Below are 18,095 nucleotides of genomic sequence, written 5' to 3' on the forward strand. Positions count from 1 at the left end.
AAGCGAACCTTACAGGGCGGCAATGGCGCTGTTCAGGGTCTGGCTTGGGCGCATCACCTTGGCGGTCAGCGCGGCATCCGGGGCGTAGTAGCCACCGATGTCGGCCGGCTTGCCCTGAACGGCGTTGAGCTCGGCGACGATGGTCTCCTCGTTCTCGGCCAGGGTTTTCGCCAGCGGTGCGAAGCGCGCTTGCAGCGCAGCGTCGTCAGTCTGGGCAGCCAGGGCCTGAGCCCAGTACAGGGTCAGGTAGAAGTGGCTGCCGCGGTTGTCGATACCACCGACTTTGCGCGAAGGCGACTTGTTGGTGTCGAGGAACTTGCCGGTAGCCTGGTCCAGGGTGTTGGCCAGGACCTTGGCGCGTGGGTTGTCGTAGGTGTTGCCCAGGTGCTCCAGGGAAGCGGCCAGGGCCAGGAATTCACCCAGCGAGTCCCAACGCAGGAAGTTCTCTTCCACCAGCTGCTGCACGTGCTTCGGAGCCGAACCACCGGCGCCGGTTTCGAACAGGCCACCGCCGTTCATCAGCGGCACGATCGACAGCATCTTGGCGCTGGTGCCCAGTTCCATGATCGGGAACAGGTCGGTCAGGTAGTCGCGCAGCACGTTGCCGGTCACCGAGATGGTGTCCTTGCCTTCGCGGATGCGGGCCAGGGAGAACTTGATCGCGTCGACCGGAGCCAGGACACGGATGTCCAGGCCAGCGGTGTCGTGATCCTTCAGGTACTTCTGTACCTTCTCGATCATCACGCCGTCGTGGGCGCGCGCTGGGTCCAGCCAGAACACCGCCGGGGTGTTGCTCAGGCGGGCACGGTTGACGGCCAGCTTGACCCAGTCCTGGATCGGCGCGTCTTTGGTCTGGCACATGCGGAAGATGTCACCGGCTTCGACGTTCTGCTCCAGAACGACCTTGCCCTTGCCATCGACCACACGCACCACGCCGTCGGCCTGGATCTGGAAGGTCTTGTCGTGGGAACCGTACTCTTCGGCCTTCTGCGCCATCAGGCCGACGTTCGGCACGCTGCCCATGGTGGTCGGGTCGAAGGCACCGTTGACTTTGCAGTCTTCGATGGTGGCCTGGTAAATGCCGGCGTAGCAACGATCCGGGATGATCGCCTTGGCATCCTGCAGTTCACCGGCGGTGTTCCACATCTTGCCCGAGTCACGGATCATCGCCGGCATCGAGGCGTCGACGATGACGTCGCTCGGCACGTGCAGGTTGGTGATGCCCTTGTCGGAGTTGACCATGGCCAGGGCTGGACGCTCGGCGTACAGGGCCTGGATGTCGGCTTCGATCTCGGCCTGCTTGTCAGCTGGCAGGTCCTTGATGCGGGCGTACAGGTCGCCGATGCCGTTGTTGGCGTTGAAGCCAACCTGGGTCAGGGCGGCGGCGTGCTTGGCCAGCACGTCGTTGTAGAATTCTTCGACAATGACGCCGAACATGATCGGGTCGGAGACCTTCATCATGGTGGCCTTCAGGTGCACCGACAGCAGCACGCCGGAGGCCTTGGCATCGGCGATCTGCTCGGCGATGAAGGCTTTCAGGGCCTTGCGGCTCATGGTGGCGCAGTCGACGATTTCGGCGGCCTTGACGGCGGTCTTGGCTTTCAGCACGGTGGTGCTGCCATCTTTGCCGACCAGCTCGATGCGCAGGCTGTCGTCAGCCTCGATCAGTGCGGCTTTTTCGCTGCCGTAGAAGTCGCCGTTGGTCATGTGGGCAACGTGCGACTGCGAGTCGGCGGCCCAGGCGCCCATCTTGTGCGGGTGCTTGCGGGCGTAGTTCTTGACCGACAGCGGCGCGCGGCGGTCGGAGTTGCCTTCGCGCAGCACCGGGTTCACGGCCGAGCCCTTGATCCGGTCGTAGCGGGCGCGGGATTCTTTCTCGGCCTCGGTGGACGGCTCGTCGGCGTAGTCAGGGATGTTGAAGCCCTTGCCTTGCAGCTCCTTGATCGCGGCCTTGAGCTGCGGTACCGAGGCGCTGATGTTCGGCAGCTTGATGATGTTGGCTTCAGGGGTGGTAGCCAGCTGGCCCAGTTCCGCCAGGTGATCGCCTACTTGCTTCTCTGCGCCCAGTTGCTCCGGGAAGGCGGCGAGGATACGGCCAGCCAGGGAGATGTCGCGAGTTTCGACGGCGATGTCAGCGCAAGCTGTGAAGGCTTCGACGATCGGCAGCAGCGAGTAGGTGGCGAGGGCGGGGGCTTCGTCGGTGAAGGTATAGATGATCTTGGAACGGGTGGGCATGCGGGTTAACTCTCTGTGTGCTGAGCGTGCTCGAGTCTCGTGTTGCGCAGGGTAGGCGCATCGCCCTGGCAACGCCATGAGCGGAAAGTCGAGAGGCTGCGAGCGGTGATGGTGGATGCATCAGTCGAGCGTCAATGCTGAGCTGCGGTAACAACCCAGACTTTTTCGGCCTTCATGGCCAAGGGCGGTCCGCATTTTCCTGGGATTCGCCCCGATGACCCTTCGGTCGCGGCGGAGTATACCAAACCATTCGGGCTATTCAGCAAGGCGAAGTGACATCGGCGCCATTTATAAGACCAAAGACGTAGGGGCAATGTGGTGAATTGCCGCACCGCTTGCAGGTCGACGGATGTGGTTTAGGCTCATTGCATCGCATGATGTCCAATCACACCCGACAGCGGAGTAGTGCAAGCATGGGATACCAGAAAATCAAGGTTCCGACCGACGGCACCAAGATCACCGTCAATGCAGACCATTCGCTCAACGTGCCCGACAACCCGATCATTCCTTATATCGAAGGTGACGGGATTGGCGTCGATGTTTCGCCAGTGATGATCAAGGTGGTCGATGCCGCCGTGCAGAAGGCCTACGGCGGCAAGCGCAAGATCGCCTGGATGGAAGTGTATGCCGGCGAGAAGGCCACCCAGGTATATGACCAGGACACCTGGCTGCCCCAGGAAACCCTGGATGCGGTGAGAGACTACGTGGTGTCGATCAAGGGGCCGCTGACCACTCCGGTCGGTGGCGGCATTCGCTCGCTCAACGTGGCCCTGCGCCAGCAGCTCGACCTTTATGTGTGCCTGCGCCCGGTGCTGTGGTTCCAGGGCGTGCCAAGCCCGGTGAAGAAACCCGGCGATGTCGACATGGTGATCTTCCGCGAGAACTCCGAGGACATCTATGCCGGTATTGAGTGGAAGGCCGGCTCGCCTGAAGCGAACAAGGTGATCAAGTTCCTCAAGGAGGAAATGGGCGTCACCAAGATCCGTTTCGACCAGGATTGTGGCATCGGCGTCAAGCCGGTCTCCCGCGAGGGCACCAAGCGCCTGGTGCGCAAGGCGCTGCAGTATGTGGTGGATAACGATCGCGAGTCGCTGACCCTGGTGCACAAGGGCAACATCATGAAGTTCACCGAGGGTGCCTTCAAGGACTGGGGCTACGAAGTGGCTCGCGACGAGTTCGGCGCCGAACTGCTCGATGGTGGCCCATGGATGAAGTTCAAGAACCCCAAGAGCGGCCGTGAGGTGATCGTCAAGGACGCCATTGCTGACGCCATGCTCCAGCAGATCCTGCTCCGCCCGGCCGAGTACGATGTGATCGCCACCCTCAACCTCAACGGTGACTACCTGTCCGACGCCCTGGCGGCGGAGGTGGGTGGTATCGGCATCGCGCCAGGCGCCAACCTGTCCGACACGGTGGCCATGTTCGAGGCTACCCACGGTACTGCGCCGAAGTATGCCGGGCAGGACAAGGTCAACCCGGGTTCGGTGATCCTGTCAGCGGAGATGATGCTGCGCCACATGGGCTGGACCGAGGCGGCCGACCTGATCATCAAGGGCACCAACGGCGCGATCGCGGCCAAGACCGTGACCTACGACTTCGAGCGCTTGATGGACGGCGCTACGTTGGTGGGCAGCTCGGGCTTTGGTGACGCGATGATCAAGCATATGTAAGGCAATAGAAAACCGGCCGCTTCCATTAAAGAAGCGGCCGGTTTTTTCGTATAGCGGCAGAGGGCAAGGGTCAGACTTGCACGGTTACGCCCTCGGACTGGCCTGCGGCGCTGGCCGTGGTGGCAGCAACAGCGGCGGCGTCCCTGATATTGACCGCATGCAGGCCTTTAGGGCCCTGAATGATCTCGAATACCACGGATTGGCCGGCCTTGAGCGTCTTGTATCCGTCCATCTGCACCGCTGAATAGTGCGCGAACAGATCCTCGGTTTTACCCTCCTCATTGACGAATCCGTAGCCCTTGGCATTGTTGAACCACTTGACTTTACCGCTTGCCATCCCTATGTCCCTCTGCAAAGGACTCCATCACTGGAGTATCATCCACTTCATCCGCATACGAACCATGCGAAAAATCTGGTTGACTGCGCGGATCTTTATCGACCACGGTGGGTTCTTATTGGTTGTAACACCGTTTTGCCGATAGTCAAGGTCAGGTGGCGCGTGCGCCAGCGGCCGCCAATGCAGTCAACCCACAACCTTAACCTGACGCTCATGATGAAATTCTTTCCATGCATGCACCCAGTGAGATTCGACTAACATTCAATCAGGATCGCCCGCAATCCAATGAGGACGACGGCTCGGGGCTTGCAGTACAGGAAGCCAAGCCGATCCTGCAGGCGCCACCGATGTACAAGGTGGTTTTGTTCAACGATGACTACACGCCGATGGATTTCGTCGTCGAAGTGCTCGAAACGTTCTTCAGTCTGAACCGCGAGCTGGCGACCAAGATCATGCTGACCGTCCATACCGAAGGGCGGGCAGTGTGCGGATTGTTTACCCGTGACATCGCCGAAACAAAGGCCATGCAGGTCAACCAATACGCCAGGGAAAGCCAGCATCCGCTACTCTGTGAAATCGAGAAGGACGGTTAATCGCCGACCACTTGGGTATGAGGTGAAGCTATGTTAAACCGCGAGCTCGAAGTCACCCTCAATCTTGCCTTCAAGGAGGCTCGTTCGAAGCGTCATGAGTTCATGACCGTCGAACATCTGCTGCTGGCACTCCTTGACAATGAGGCTGCTGCGACCGTTCTGCGCGCCTGTGGCGCCAATCTCGACAAACTCAAGCACGACCTGCAAGAGTTCATCGACTCCACTACACCCCTGATCCCCGTCAACGACGAAGACCGCGAAACCCAGCCGACCCTGGGCTTCCAGCGTGTGCTGCAACGTGCCGTGTTCCACGTGCAGAGTTCCGGCAAGCGCGAAGTCACCGGCGCCAATGTGCTGGTGGCAATCTTCAGCGAACAGGAAAGCCAGGCCGTGTTCCTGCTCAAGCAGCAGAGCGTGGCCCGTATCGACGTGGTCAACTACATCGCCCACGGCATCTCCAAGGTGCCGGGCCATGGTTCGCATTCCGAAAGCGACCAGGAAATGCAAGACGAAGAGGGCGGCGAAACCTCCTCTTCGAGCAACCCGCTGGATGCCTATGCCAGCAACCTGAACGAGCTGGCCCGTGCCGGCCGTATCGACCCGCTGGTGGGCCGCGAGCAGGAAGTCGAGCGTGTGGCGCAGATTCTGGCCCGCCGACGCAAGAACAACCCGCTGCTGGTCGGTGAGGCTGGTGTTGGCAAGACCGCCATCGCTGAGGGCCTGGCCAAGCGTATCGTCGACGGCCAGGTGCCTGACCTGCTGGCGCAGAGCGTGGTGTATTCGCTGGACCTCGGTGCGCTGCTGGCCGGTACCAAATACCGCGGTGATTTCGAAAAACGCTTCAAGGCGCTGCTCGGTGAGCTGAAGAAGCGCCCGCAAGCGATTCTGTTCATTGATGAAATCCACACCATCATCGGTGCCGGTGCGGCGTCTGGTGGGGTGATGGATGCGTCCAACCTGCTCAAGCCGCTGCTGTCGTCCGGTGAGATTCGTTGCATCGGTTCGACCACCTTCCAGGAATTCCGCGGCATCTTCGAGAAAGACCGTGCCCTGGCGCGGCGCTTCCAGAAGGTCGATGTCAGCGAGCCATCGGTGGAAGACACCGTGGGCATCCTGCGCGGCCTGAAAGGCCGCTTCGAGAGCCACCACAACATCGAGTACAGCGACGAAGCCCTGCGCGCCGCCGCCGAGCTCGCCTCGCGCTACATCAATGATCGCCACATGCCGGACAAGGCCATCGACGTGATCGACGAAGCGGGTGCCTATCAGCGCCTGCAGCCTGAGGCGAACCGGGTCAAGCGTATCGACGTGCCGCAGGTCGAGGACATTGTCGCCAAGATCGCGCGGATTCCGCCGAAGCACGTCACCAGTTCCGACAAGGAGCTGCTGCGTAATCTCGAGCGCGACCTGAAGCTGACCGTGTTCGGTCAGGACCAGGCCATCGACTCGCTGGCTACCGCCATCAAGCTGTCCCGTGCCGGCCTCAAGTCGCCGGACAAGCCGGTCGGTTCGTTCCTGTTCGCCGGCCCGACCGGTGTGGGCAAGACCGAGGCGGCGCGGCAGCTGGCCAAGGCGCTGGGTGTCGAGCTGGTACGCTTCGACATGTCCGAGTACATGGAGCGCCACACTGTGTCGCGCCTGATCGGTGCGCCACCCGGCTACGTTGGTTTCGACCAGGGCGGCCTGCTGACTGAAGCGATCACCAAGCAACCGCACTGCGTGCTGCTGCTCGACGAAATCGAGAAGGCCCACCCGGAAGTCTTCAACCTGCTGCTGCAGGTGATGGACCACGGGACCCTGACCGACAACAACGGGCGCAAGGCCGACTTCCGTAACGTGATCCTGATCATGACCACCAACGCCGGTGCCGAAACTGCCGCGCGGGCCTCGATCGGCTTCACCCATCAGGACCACGCGTCCGATGCCATGGAAGTCATCCGCAAGAGCTTCACGCCGGAGTTCCGCAACCGTCTGGACACCATCATCCAGTTTGGCCGCCTGAGCACCGAGACGATCAAGAGCATCGTCGACAAGTTCCTCATCGAACTGCAGGCGCAGCTGGAAGACAAGCGTGTGCTGCTGGAAGTCAGCGATGCCGCCCGCGGCTGGCTGGCGGTGTCCGGCTACGACGTGCAGATGGGCGCACGGCCGATGGCGCGGCTTATCCAGGACAAGATCAAGCGGCCGCTGGCCGAGGAGATCCTGTTTGGCGAGCTGGCCGAGCATGGGGGCGTGGTGCACGTCGACCTGCGCGATGGCGAGCTGGTGTTCGACTTCGAGACTACGGCTGAGGTTGCCTGACGAAAGGGGGCCGCTGTGCGGCCCGTCGCGGCTGAAGCCGCGCCTGCAGGGGGTTGTGTGCCCTTGTAGGTGCGGCTTTGGTCGCGATGCGTTTTCAGCAGGCACAAAAAAGCCCGGCACATGGCCGGGCTTTTTCATGGCTAGAGCTTAGCGCGCACGGTAAGTGATGCGGCCCTTGCTCAGGTCGTAAGGCGTCAGTTCGACGCGGACCTTGTCGCCAGTGAGAATACGGATGTAGTTTTTGCGCATCTTTCCGGAGATGTGCGCGGTTACGACGTGCCCGTTTTCCAACTCCACGCGGAACATGGTGTTGGGCAGGGTGTCGACGACAGTGCCTTCCATTTCGAAGCTGTCTTCTTTCGACATGCAGTAGTGCCCTCGGATCCAGTGTTGGCCCGACGCATAACCGCACCGGGCAAAAAAGTGGCGTGGATTATGCCCGAAAACTGCGTGTCAAGCCAATGCTTTCAATTGAGGGTGACCCAGCGCTGGTTTATCAACAGCTCGATAGGCCGATACTGCGTCTTGTAGTTCATTTTCTTGCAGTTCTTGATCCAGTAACCCAGGTACACCGCCTCCAGGTTCTGGCGCAGGGCTTCGGTGATCTGCCAGAGAATGGCAAAGCGCCCTAGGCTGCGGCGTTCTTCTTCGGGTTCGTAGAAGGTGTACACCGCCGACAGGCCGTTGGGCAGCAGGTCGCAGACGGCGACTGCCAGCAGGCGGCCTTCCAGGCGAAATTCGTAGAACCAGCAGAACGGCAGGTCGCGCACCAGGAAGGTGGAAAACTGGTCACGGCTCGGCGGGTACATGTCGCCATCGGCGTGGCGGGTCTCGATGTAGCGCCGGTACAGGTCGAAATACTCTTCCTTGAACGCCGGGCGGGCGGCCGTCACGGTCAGGTCGGCGTTGCGCTTGAGGATGCGCCGCTGCTGGCGGTTGGGGATGAAGCGCGCGGCGGGAATGCGCGCCGGTACGCAGGCATTGCAGTTCTGGCAATGCGGCCGGTACAGGTGGTCGCCACTGCGGCGAAAGCCCATTTCCGACAGGTCGGCATAGACATTCACGTCCATCGGCTGGCTGGGGTCGAGGAACAGTGTGGTGGCCTGTTCATCCGGCAGGTAGCTGCAGGAGTGGGGTTGAGTGGCATAGAACTTCAACCGCGCCAACTCTGTCATGATCAACCCCCTCGGTGTGACTTTGCTTTAAGTGTAAGCCAGCTGGCAGAACTCGCCTAGCAAACCCAGGGGGCGCTGTTGGGCTGGTCGAGGTGCTGTGCCAGGTAGTCGGCGAAGCGCGCGCGGCTGATGGCGCGGGCACCGAGGCTGTGCAGGTGGTTGGTCGGCATCTGGCAGTCGATCAGCACGAAGCCGGCCTGGCGCAAATGTTCGACCAGCGTCACGAAGCCGACCTTGGAGGCATTGTCGGCGCGGCTGAACATCGATTCGCCGAAGAACAGCTGGCCGATGGCAAGGCCGTATAGGCCGCCGACCAGCTCGCCGTCTTCGCGCACTTCCACCGAGTGGGCAATACCGCGCCGGTGCAGCTCGCAGTAGGCATTGCGCATGGTGTCGGTGATCCAGGTGCCGTCGGCATAGTCGCGCGGGGCCGCGCAGGCGGCAATCACCGCCGGGAAGTCGCTGTCGAAACTGACCTGGTAGCGGCCCTGGCGCATCAGCTTGGCCAGCGAGCGCGAGACGTGCAGCTCGTCAGGGAACAGCACCGTGCGCGGGTCGGGCGACCACCAGAGGATCGGCTGGCCGTCCTGGTACCAGGGGAAGCAGCCATGCCGGTAGGCTTGCTCCAGGCGCTCGGGGCTCAGGTCGCCGCCCGCGGCGAGCAAGCCGTTGGGGTCGTGCAGGGCCTTTTCCAGGGGCGGGAAGGTCAGCGAGTCGCGGGTTAGCCAGGTGAGCATGGTCTATCGTGCGGTGGGGGAGGGGAGAGGGCAGCATGGCGCGCAGTGCTTGCGGGGTCAATGCTGGCAGGGGCAAGAGTCATTGGCGGGCAGCAGAATAGGCAATTTCCTACACATTCATGAAAGCATAGGCACCATCCGCTACATTTGCTGTCACACCTGTGCAAAAACACAGCATAAGCCTTTGTCACAAAAGAAAATGCATGCTCAAATTGCACCTATACGAAAGTCGCCCCCACTCGAGCTCCATACGGCGTGCCGTCATGGCGGCTGGCGGGCAGTAATGTTAAAAGTAGTGGTTCATTGGCCAGACACCGGCCGATCACTACTGGACGCGCAGCACGCGCAGGAATAGACGCGTTTTGAAGAAATCCACCGCAACTCCAGCTCCTTTGCCTGTGCCCCTGTGGCGGCAGCAGCTGCATTACCGCCTCAAGGAAGGTGCGTTGATCGCTGTCGGCGCCCTGTGCCTGTACTTGTGGATGGCACTGCTGACCTACGATACGTCGGACCCGGGCTTCAGCCACACCAGCAACATCGACCAGGTGCAGAATGCCGCCGGGCGTGCCGGTGCGTACTTCGCCGACATCCTGTTCATGGTGCTCGGCTACTTCGCCTATATCTTCCCGCTGCTGCTGGCGATCAAGACCTGGCAGATTTTCCGCGAACGCCACCAGCCGTGGCAGTGGAGCGGCTGGTTGTTCTCCTGGCGGCTGATTGGCCTGGTGTTCCTGGTGCTCTCGGGCGCGGCCCTGGCGCATATCCATTTCCACCCGCCGGCGAGCCTGCCGTTTTCCGCGGGCGGTGCGCTGGGCGAAAGCCTCGGCGACCTGGCGCGCAACCTGCTGAACGTGCAGGGCAGCACGCTGATGTTCATCGCCCTGTTCCTGTTCGGCCTGACCGTGTTCACCGACCTGTCGTGGTTCAAGGTGATGGACATGACCGGCAAGATCACCCTCGACCTGTTCGAGCTGGTGCAGGGCGCGGCCAGCCGCTGGTGGGAAGCGCGCAACGAACGCAAGCGCCTGGAAGCGCAGCTGCGTGAAGTTGACGACCCGGTGTTCGACCTGGGGGCGAAGGCCACCGACAAGCGCGAGCCGGCCAAGCCGGCGCTGCGCGAGCGCATCTTCAAGCGTGAGGAAGCGCCGGCCCAGCCCGTTGAACCCCGCGAACCGACCCTGGCGCGTGAGCCTGTCGTGCGCACCGAGCCGACCCTTACCCGCGAACCTGTCGTGCCGCGTGATCCCGTGGTGCCGCGCGAGCAGCCGATTGCAGCGGCGCCGACCATCGTGCCACCGGCCGCCGCCAGGGCGCCGGAGCCGAGCAAGCGGGTAATGAAGGAAAAGCAGGCGCCGCTGTTCGTCGACAGCGCCGTGGAAGGTACCTTGCCGTCGATTTCCATCCTCGACCCGGCCGAAGAGAAGAAGATCGAGTACTCGCCAGAATCCCTGGCCGGTGTCGGCCAGTTGCTGGAAATCAAGCTCAAGGAATTCGGCGTGGAAGTCTCGGTGGACTCCATCCACCCGGGCCCGGTGATTACCCGTTACGAAATCCAGCCGGCTGCTGGCGTCAAGGTCAGCCGCATTGCCAACCTGGCCAAGGACCTGGCGCGGTCGCTGGCGGTGACCAGTGTGCGGGTGGTCGAAGTGATCCCCGGCAAGACCACCGTGGGTATCGAGATCCCCAACGAAAACCGGCAGATGGTGCGCTTCTCGGAAGTGCTCGCCACGCCGCAGTACGACGAGCAGAAATCGCCGGTCACCCTGGCCCTGGGCCACGATATCGGCGGCAAGCCGGTGATCACCGACCTGGCCAAGATGCCGCACCTGCTGGTGGCCGGTACTACCGGTTCCGGTAAGTCGGTGGGTGTCAACGCGATGATCCTGTCGATCCTGTTCAAGTCCAGCCCGGAAGACGCGCGGCTGATCATGATCGACCCGAAAATGCTCGAACTGTCGATCTACGAGGGCATCCCGCACCTGCTGTGCCCGGTGGTTACCGACATGAAGGACGCCGCCAACGCCCTGCGCTGGAGCGTGGCCGAGATGGAGCGGCGCTACAAGCTGATGGCGGCCATGGGCGTGCGTAACCTGGCTGGCTTCAACCGCAAGATCAAGGACGCCCAGGAAGCCGGCGAGATCATCCATGACCCGCTGTACCGCCGCGAGAGCATGGACGACGAGCCGCCAGCGCTGAAGACCCTGCCGACCATCGTCGTGGTAGTCGACGAATTCGCCGACATGATGATGATCGTCGGCAAGAAGGTCGAAGAGCTGATTGCCCGTATCGCCCAGAAAGCGCGGGCCGCCGGTATCCACCTGATCCTCGCCACCCAGCGCCCGTCGGTGGACGTGATCACCGGCCTGATCAAGGCCAACATCCCGACCCGCATGGCGTTCCAGGTGTCGAGCAAGATCGACTCGCGGACCATCATCGACCAGGGCGGCGCCGAACAGCTGCTCGGCCACGGTGACATGCTGTACATGCCGCCGGGCACCAGCCTGCCGATCCGGGTGCACGGTGCGTTCGTTTCCGACGATGAAGTGCACCGCACGGTCGAGGCGTGGAAGCTGCGTGGCGCGCCGGACTACAACGACGACATCCTCAATGGCGTCGAGGAGGCCGGCAGCGGCTTCGAAGGCGGCGGTGGTGGTGGCGATGGTGACGATGCCGAAACCGATGCCCTGTATGATGAGGCCGTGCAGTTCGTGCTGGAAAGCCGCCGCGCTTCCATCTCGGCGGTGCAGCGCAAGCTGAAGATCGGCTACAACCGCGCTGCGCGGATGATCGAGTCGATGGAGATGGCCGGCGTGGTCACCCCAATGAACAGCAACGGCTCGCGGGAAGTGATTGCCCCGGGCGGCCCGCGCGACTGATGAACACCTTGCCGGGCGCCAACGGTGGCGCCCGGCCTTTTCAATGCTCAATGAGGATTCCCATGCGCGCGATTCGCATGCTGTTGGTTTCTGCCCTGACCCTGGGCTCGGTTACTGCTTATGCCGGTGAGCAAGACGTACAACGCCTGACCCAGCTGTTGGAAAAGTCCCAGACCATCGAGGCCAACTTCTCGCAGCTGACCCTGGACGCCGGCGGCACCAGCCTGCAGGAAACGTCCGGCAAGATGACCGTGAAGCGCCCGGGCCTGTTCTACTGGCACACCAATGCGCCGCAGGAGCAGGTGGTGGTGTCCGACGGCAAGAATGTCACCCTGTGGGACCCGGACCTGGAACAGGCGACCATCAAGAAGCTCGACCAGCGCCTGAACCAGACCCCGGCACTGCTGCTGTCCGGTGATGTGTCGAAGATCAGCCAGAGCTTCGACATCACCTCCAAGGAGCAGGGCGATGTGATGGACTTCACCCTCAAGCCGAAGACCAAGGACACCCTGTTCGACTCGCTGCGCGTGTCGTTCCGCAAGGGCCTGATCAATGACATGCAGCTGATCGACAGCGTCGGCCAGCGCACCAACATCCTGTTCAATGGCGTCAAGGCCAACCAGGCGGTGCCGGACAGCCAGTTCAAGTTCGACATCCCCAAAGGCGCCGACGTCATCAAGGAGTAAGCGGAGCTCGCCATGGACCTGTTTCGAAGCGAACCCGTCGCCCAGCCTCTCGCTGCCCGCCTGCGCCCGTCCAACCTGGACGAGTACGTCGGCCAGGAGCACCTGCTGGCGCGCGGCAAACCGTTGCGCGAGGCGCTGGAGCAGGGTGCGCTGCACTCGATGATCTTCTGGGGGCCGCCAGGGGTGGGCAAGACCACCCTGGCGCGGCTGCTGGCTCAGTTTTGCGATGCGCACTTCGAAACGGTGTCGGCGGTGCTGGCCGGGGTCAAGGAGATCCGCCAGGCGGTCGAGGTGGCCAAGCAGCAGGCCGGCCAGTATGGCCGGCGCACCATCCTGTTCGTCGACGAAGTGCACCGCTTCAACAAGTCCCAGCAGGATGCCTTCTTGCCCTACGTGGAAGACGGCACGCTGCTGTTCATCGGTGCCACCACCGAGAACCCGTCGTTCGAACTGAACAACGCCTTGCTGTCGCGGGCGCGGGTGTACGTGCTCAAGAGCCTCGACGAAGCGGCGCTGCGCAAGCTGGTCAACCGTGCGCTGACCGAAGAGCGCGGGCTGGGCAAGCGCAACCTGCGTGTCGGTGACGACGCCTTCAAGATGCTCATGGCCGCCGCCGATGGCGATGGCCGGCGCATGCTCAACTTCCTGGAGAATGCCTCCGACCTGGCTGAAGATGGCAGCGAGATCGACGTCGAGATGCTGCAAAGCCTGCTCGGCGACAGCCGCCGACGCTTCGACAAGGGCGGCGAGGCGTTCTACGACCAGATTTCCGCGCTGCACAAGTCTGTGCGCGGCTCCAACCCCGATGGCGCCCTGTACTGGTTCGCCCGCATGCTCGACGGCGGCTGCGACCCGCTGTACATCGCCCGCCGCGTGGTGCGCATGGCCAGCGAGGATATCGGCAACGCCGACCCGCGCGCCTTGAGCCTGTGCCTGGCGGCCTGGGACGTGCAGGAGCGCCTGGGCAGCCCGGAAGGCGAGCTGGCGGTGGCCCAGGCCATCACCTACATCGCCTGCGCGCCGAAAAGCAATGCGGTGTACGTGGGCTTCAAGGCCGCGCTGCGCGAGGCTGCCGAGCATGGCTCGCTGGAAGTGCCACTGCACCTGCGCAATGCCCCGACCAAGCTGATGAAGCAACTGGGCTACGGCGAAGAATACCGCTACGCCCACGACGAGCCCGATGCCTATGCCGCCGGCGAGGATTACTTCCCCGAAGCGCTTGAGCCGCGCCAGTATTACCAGCCCGTGCCGCGAGGCCTGGAGCTGAAGATCGGCGAGAAGCTGCGCCACCTGGCCGACCTTGACCGCAACAGCCCTCGCCAACGGAGAAAATCGTGATTGCACTGATCGCCGCAGTAAGCGCGGGCGGTATTGCCGGGACCTTGATGCGTTTTGCCGCCGCCAATTGGGTCGCGGCCAACTGGCCACGGCACTTCTATCTCGGTACGCTGGCGGTCAACCTGGTTGGCTGCCTGCTGATCGGCCTGCTTTATGGCCTGTTCCTGCACAAACCACTGGCGCCGGTCGAACTGCGCGCCGGCCTGATCGTCGGCTTCCTTGGCGGCCTGACCACCTTTTCTTCCTTCTCGCTCGATACCGTGCGCCTGATCGAAAGTGGGCAAATGCCCCTCGCCTTGGGCTATACCAGTATCAGCGTGGTGGGCGGGCTTCTGGCCACCTGGGCCGGCCTGTCCCTGACCCGATTCTGAACCAACACTTATCCATAACGAGAGAACGATATGCTCGATTCCAAACTGTTACGCGGCCAACTTCAGGAAGTGGCGGATCGCCTGGCCTCCCGTGGCTTCAGCCTGGATGTCGCGCGCATCGAATCACTGGAAGAGCGCCGCAAGGCGGTGCAGACCCGCACCGAGCAGCTGCAAGCCGAGCGTAACGCCCGTTCCAAGTCGATCGGCCAGGCCAAGGCCAAGGGCGAGGACATTGCCCCGCTGATGGCTGACGTCGAGCGCATGGCCAACGAACTGGCTGCCGGCAAGGTCGAGCTGGACGGTATCCAGGCCGAACTGGACGGTATCCTGCTGACCATCCCCAACCTGCCGGACGCCAGCGTTCCGGTCGGCGCCAGCGAAGACGACAACGTCGAAGTGCGCCGCTGGGGCACGCCGACCGCTTTCGATTTCGAAATCAAGGACCACGTCGCCCTGGGCGAAGTCAGCGGTGGCCTGGACTTCGAAGCTGCGGCCAAGTTGTCTGGCGCGCGCTTTGCCGTGCTGCGCGGGCCGATCGCCCGCCTGCACCGCGCCCTGGCGCAATTCATGATCAACCTGCACACCGGCGAGCACGGCTACGAGGAACACTACACCCCGTACCTGGTGCAGGCCCCGGCCTTGCAGGGCACCGGCCAACTGCCGAAGTTCGAGGAAGATCTGTTCAAGATCACCCGCGAAGGCGAAGCCGACTTCTACCTGATCCCGACGGCCGAAGTTTCGCTGACCAACCTGGTCGCCGACCAGATCCTCGACGCCAAGCAGCTGCCGTTGAAACTGGTTGCGCACACCCCGTGCTTCCGCAGTGAAGCCGGTGCGTCGGGCCGTGACACCCGTGGCATGATCCGTCAGCACCAGTTCGACAAGGTCGAGATGGTCCAGGTGGTCGAGCCGTCGAAGTCGATGGAAGCCCTGGAAGGCCTGACCGCCAACGCCGAGCGCGTGCTGCAACTGCTGGAGCTGCCCTACCGCGTGCTGGCCCTGTGCACCGGCGACATGGGCTTCGGCGCCGTCAAGACCTACGACCTGGAAGTGTGGGTACCGAGCCAGGACAAGTACCGCGAAATCAGCTCCTGCTCCAACTGCGGCGACTTCCAGGCCCGCCGCATGCAGGCCCGCTGGCGCAACCCGGAAACCGGCAAGCCCGAGCTGGTGCACACCCTCAACGGGTCCGGCCTGGCCGTAGGCCGTACCTTGGTGGCCGTGCTGGAGAACTACCAGCAGGCCGACGGTTCGATCCGTGTACCGGACGTGCTGAAGCCGTACATGGGCGGCGTCGAGGTCATCCGCTAAATGGATTACCTGCCGCTGTTCCACAAGCTGCAGGGCGGCCGGGTGCTGGTCGTCGGCGGCGGTGAGATCGCCTTGCGCAAGGCGCGCCTGCTGGCTGATGCCGGCGCCGCGCTGCGCGTGGTGGCGCCGGACGTCGACGGCCAACTGGCCGCGCTGGCCCGGGAAGGTGGCGGTGAGGTGCTGGTGCGTGGCTATCAGGCGGCCGACCTGGTCGGCTGCCGGCTGGTGATCGCGGCCACTGACGATCCTGGGCTCAACGCCCAGGTGTCGGCCGATGCGCAGGCGCTGAGCCTGCCGGTCAACGTGGTGGATGCGCCGGCCCTGTGCACGGTGATCTTCCCGGCCATCGTCGACCGCTCACCGTTGGTGATCGCGGTGTCCAGTGGCGGTGACGCCCCGGTGCTGGCGCGTTTGATTCGCGCCAAGCTGGAGGCCTGGATTCCGTCGGCTTATGGTGAGCTGGCCGGGCTGGCTGCGCGGTTCCGGCACAAGGTCAAGTCCTTGTACCCGGATGTCAATCAGCGCCGTGGCTTCTGGGAAACCGTGTTCCAGGGCCCGATTGCCGAGCGCCAGCTGGCCGGGCAGGGCGCCGAGGCCGAACGCCTGTTGCAGGCAATGGTAGACGGTGCGCCGTTGCAGCAGGGCGGTGAGGTGTATCTGGTGGGGGCGGGGCCGGGCGATCCGGACTTGCTGACCTTCCGTGCCTTGCGCCTGATGCAGCAGGCCGACGTGGTGCTTTATGACCGCTTGGTGGCGCCGGCCATCATCGAGATGTGTCGGCGTGATGCCGAGCGCATCTACGTTGGCAAGCGCCGCGCCGACCATGCCGTGCCGCAGGACCAGATCAACCGCCTGCTGGTTGACCTCGCCCTGCAGGGCAAGCGGGTGTTGCGCCTCAAAGGCGGCGACCCGTTCATCTTCGGCCGGGGTGGCGAAGAGATCGAGGAGCTGGCCGAGCAGGGGATCCCGTTCCAGGTGGTGCCGGGCATTACCGCAGCCAGTGGTTGCTCCGCCTATGGCGGCATTCCGCTGACTCACCGCGACTATGCCCAGTCGGTGCGTTTCGTCACCGGCCACCTCAAGGATGGCACCAGCAACCTGCCTTGGCATGACCTGGTGGCGCCGGCCCAGACCCTGGTGTTCTACATGGGCCTGGTGGGGTTGCCGACCATCTGTGCCGAACTGATTCGCCATGGGCGGGCGGCCAGTACGCCAGCTGCCCTGGTGCAGCAGGGGACCACGCGCAATCAGCGGGTGTTTACCGGCACCCTGGCGGATCTGCCGGAGCTGGTGGCCCAGCATGAGGTGCATGCGCCGACCCTGGTGATTGTCGGGGAAGTGGTGCAGCTGCGCGACAAGCTGGCCTGGTTCGAAGGCTCGCAAAACAGCTGAAATCGTTGGGGCTGCGAAGCAGCCCCGGCTATCTCAAGCCTGATAGATCCCTTTGCCCACCAACCGCTCCCGGTCGTGGGGCTGGTTGAAGTCCTGCAGCGGCCCCTTGGGCACGATGCCGTTCGGGTTGATGGTCTTGTGGCTCATGTAGTAATGCTTCTGGATGTGCTCCATATCCACAGTCCCGGCCACGCCCGGCCATTGGTACAGCTCGCGCAGCCAGTTGGACAGGTTGTGGTAGTCGCTCAGGCGGCGCAGGTTGCACTTGAAGTGCCCGTGGTACACCGCATCGAAGCGCACCAGGGTGGTGAACAGGCGCACATCGGCCTCGGTCAGGTACTCGCCGGCCAGGTAGCGATTGCGGCCCAGCAACGCTTCCAGATGATCCAGTTCGTTGAATACCTCATCGAAGGCAGCCTCGTAGGCGTCCTGGGTGGTGGCGAAGCCTGCGCGGTACACGCCGTTGTTCACCGCCGGGTAGATGCGTTCGTTCAGCGCTTCGATGGTCGGGCGCAGCGGCTCGGGGTACAGGTCCAGGGTGTTGCCGGTCAGCTCGTTGAACGCGCTGTTGAAGATGCGGATGATCTCCGACGACTCGTTGTTGACGATGCGCTTCTCTTTCTTGTCCCACAGCACGGGCACGGTCACGCGGCCGGTGTAGTGCGGGTCGTCCTGGGTGTAGCGCTGGTGCAGGTACTGCAGGGCGTCGAGGTGGTCGCCAGTGGAGCCTTGCTGCTGGTCGAAGGTCCAGCCATGGTCCTGCATCAGCCAGCTGACCACCGACACGTCGATCAGTGGCTCCAGGCCTTTGAGGGCGCGAACGATCAGGGTGCGGTGGGCCCATGGGCAGGCCAGCGAAACGTACAGGTGGTAGCGGCCGGCTTCCGGGGCGGGCAGCTGATTGCGGCGCTGGGCGTTTTCGCGTTTGAAGGTGCCGTCCTTGCCGTTTTCATACCACTGGTCGTGCCAGCGGCCGTCGATCAAAAGGCCCATGCTGAGCTCCTCGGAAACAAAGTTGTTTGTCGTTGGAGCCCAGTCTAGGGCAAATCGTTCGAATAACTAGCGCAAAAACC

The 18,095-nt window shown here is 63.1% G+C and carries 15 protein-coding genes; 9 read left to right on the forward strand and 6 right to left on the reverse strand.

The genetic code is table 11. The features are described from left to right. Positions 1–9 precede the first annotated feature (9 nt). Positions 10–2,235 (reverse strand): NADP-dependent isocitrate dehydrogenase, encoded by a 2,226-nt coding sequence (locus F6X59_RS09295; RefSeq protein WP_152955987.1) that lies wholly within the window; start codon positions 2,233–2,235, stop codon positions 10–12. A gap of 413 nt (positions 2,236–2,648) precedes the next feature. Between F6X59_RS09295 and icd the strand changes: the two genes are divergently transcribed. Next, positions 2,649–3,905, forward strand: a complete 1,257-nt coding sequence (gene icd / locus F6X59_RS09300; RefSeq protein ID WP_152955988.1) for an NADP-dependent isocitrate dehydrogenase — start codon at positions 2,649–2,651, stop codon at positions 3,903–3,905. Between the two features lie 70 nt (positions 3,906–3,975). Here the strand turns inward: icd and cspD are convergent, their stop codons facing one another. Next, complete coding sequence (gene cspD / locus F6X59_RS09305) at positions 3,976–4,242, reverse strand: cold shock domain-containing protein CspD (RefSeq protein ID WP_152955989.1); 267 nt, start codon at positions 4,240–4,242, stop codon at positions 3,976–3,978. 230 nt (positions 4,243–4,472) lie between these two features. Between cspD and clpS the strand changes: the two genes are divergently transcribed. Then, positions 4,473–4,835 (forward strand): ATP-dependent Clp protease adapter ClpS, encoded by a 363-nt coding sequence (gene clpS / locus F6X59_RS09310; protein WP_003251220.1) that lies wholly within the window; start codon positions 4,473–4,475, stop codon positions 4,833–4,835. 30 nt (positions 4,836–4,865) lie between these two features. After that, entirely contained in the window at positions 4,866–7,136 is a 2,271-nt protein-coding gene (gene clpA, locus F6X59_RS09315) for an ATP-dependent Clp protease ATP-binding subunit ClpA (RefSeq protein ID WP_152955990.1), read from the forward strand. Between the two features lie 147 nt (positions 7,137–7,283). Here clpA and infA read toward each other — a convergent pair whose 3' ends face one another. From infA to aat, 3 genes are all read right to left on the reverse strand, one after another. Next, entirely contained in the window at positions 7,284–7,502 is a 219-nt protein-coding gene (infA, locus tag F6X59_RS09320) for a translation initiation factor IF-1 (RefSeq protein WP_002553999.1), read from the reverse strand. A 101-nt stretch (positions 7,503–7,603) separates the two neighbouring features. Then, positions 7,604–8,311, reverse strand: coding sequence for an arginyltransferase (locus tag F6X59_RS09325; RefSeq protein ID WP_152955991.1), 708 nt, complete (start codon positions 8,309–8,311; stop codon positions 7,604–7,606). 56 nt (positions 8,312–8,367) lie between these two features. Further along, complete coding sequence (aat, locus tag F6X59_RS09330) at positions 8,368–9,048, reverse strand: leucyl/phenylalanyl-tRNA--protein transferase (RefSeq protein ID WP_152955992.1); 681 nt, start codon at positions 9,046–9,048, stop codon at positions 8,368–8,370. A gap of 302 nt (positions 9,049–9,350) precedes the next feature. On the opposite strand from aat, the gene F6X59_RS09335 reads away from it, so the two are divergent. The 6 genes from F6X59_RS09335 to cysG all read left to right on the forward strand — a co-directional run bounded on the left by F6X59_RS09335 (position 9,351) and on the right by cysG (position 17,022). Beyond that, entirely contained in the window at positions 9,351–11,924 is a 2,574-nt protein-coding gene (locus F6X59_RS09335) for a DNA translocase FtsK (protein ID WP_372240348.1), read from the forward strand. 62 nt (positions 11,925–11,986) lie between these two features. After that, positions 11,987–12,610, forward strand: a complete 624-nt coding sequence (lolA, locus tag F6X59_RS09340) for an outer membrane lipoprotein chaperone LolA (RefSeq protein ID WP_060511141.1) — start codon at positions 11,987–11,989, stop codon at positions 12,608–12,610. A 12-nt stretch (positions 12,611–12,622) separates the two neighbouring features. Beyond that, entirely contained in the window at positions 12,623–13,948 is a 1,326-nt protein-coding gene (locus F6X59_RS09345; RefSeq protein WP_152955993.1) for a replication-associated recombination protein A, read from the forward strand. Further along, a complete protein-coding gene (gene crcB / locus F6X59_RS09350; protein ID WP_372240344.1) occupies positions 13,945–14,319 on the forward strand; it encodes a fluoride efflux transporter CrcB in 375 nt (124 codons plus the stop codon). The genes F6X59_RS09345 and crcB overlap by 4 nt, the downstream gene beginning before the upstream one ends. Positions 14,320–14,349: 30 nt before the next feature. Continuing rightward, positions 14,350–15,630, forward strand: coding sequence for a serine--tRNA ligase (gene serS / locus F6X59_RS09355; protein WP_152955994.1), 1,281 nt, complete (start codon positions 14,350–14,352; stop codon positions 15,628–15,630). Further along, positions 15,631–17,022, forward strand: a complete 1,392-nt coding sequence (gene cysG, locus F6X59_RS09360; RefSeq protein ID WP_152955995.1) for a siroheme synthase CysG — start codon at positions 15,631–15,633, stop codon at positions 17,020–17,022. It abuts the gene before it with no gap. Positions 17,023–17,055: 33 nt separating this feature from the next. On the opposite strand, the gene F6X59_RS09365 is transcribed toward cysG, so the two are convergent. Next, positions 17,056–18,015 (reverse strand): glutathione S-transferase family protein, encoded by a 960-nt coding sequence (locus F6X59_RS09365; RefSeq protein WP_152955996.1) that lies wholly within the window; start codon positions 18,013–18,015, stop codon positions 17,056–17,058. Positions 18,016–18,095 lie beyond the last annotated feature (80 nt).

This window comes from Pseudomonas sp. MN1F (genome assembly GCF_009391885.1).
In the GTDB taxonomy this organism is placed as follows: Bacteria; Pseudomonadota; Gammaproteobacteria; order Pseudomonadales; family Pseudomonadaceae; genus Aquipseudomonas.

What these genes read in the sequence shown, in the direction of transcription:
- F6X59_RS09295 (WP_152955987.1), bottom strand. Translation starts at nt 2,235, where the DNA reads ATGCCCACCCGTTCCAAGATCATCTATACCTTCACCGACGAAGCCCCC.
- icd (WP_152955988.1), top strand. Translation starts at nt 2,649, where the DNA reads ATGGGATACCAGAAAATCAAGGTTCCGACCGACGGCACCAAGATCACC.
- cspD (WP_152955989.1), bottom strand. Translation starts at nt 4,242, where the DNA reads ATGGCAAGCGGTAAAGTCAAGTGGTTCAACAATGCCAAGGGCTACGGA.
- clpS (WP_003251220.1), top strand. Translation starts at nt 4,473, where the DNA reads ATGCATGCACCCAGTGAGATTCGACTAACATTCAATCAGGATCGCCCG.
- clpA (WP_152955990.1), top strand. Translation starts at nt 4,866, where the DNA reads ATGTTAAACCGCGAGCTCGAAGTCACCCTCAATCTTGCCTTCAAGGAG.
- infA (WP_002553999.1), bottom strand. Translation starts at nt 7,502, where the DNA reads ATGTCGAAAGAAGACAGCTTCGAAATGGAAGGCACTGTCGTCGACACC.
- F6X59_RS09325 (WP_152955991.1), bottom strand. Translation starts at nt 8,311, where the DNA reads ATGACAGAGTTGGCGCGGTTGAAGTTCTATGCCACTCAACCCCACTCC.
- aat (WP_152955992.1), bottom strand. Translation starts at nt 9,048, where the DNA reads ATGCTCACCTGGCTAACCCGCGACTCGCTGACCTTCCCGCCCCTGGAA.
- lolA (WP_060511141.1), top strand. Translation starts at nt 11,987, where the DNA reads ATGCGCGCGATTCGCATGCTGTTGGTTTCTGCCCTGACCCTGGGCTCG.
- F6X59_RS09345 (WP_152955993.1), top strand. Translation starts at nt 12,623, where the DNA reads ATGGACCTGTTTCGAAGCGAACCCGTCGCCCAGCCTCTCGCTGCCCGC.
- serS (WP_152955994.1), top strand. Translation starts at nt 14,350, where the DNA reads ATGCTCGATTCCAAACTGTTACGCGGCCAACTTCAGGAAGTGGCGGAT.
- cysG (WP_152955995.1), top strand. Translation starts at nt 15,631, where the DNA reads ATGGATTACCTGCCGCTGTTCCACAAGCTGCAGGGCGGCCGGGTGCTG.
- F6X59_RS09365 (WP_152955996.1), bottom strand. Translation starts at nt 18,015, where the DNA reads ATGGGCCTTTTGATCGACGGCCGCTGGCACGACCAGTGGTATGAAAAC.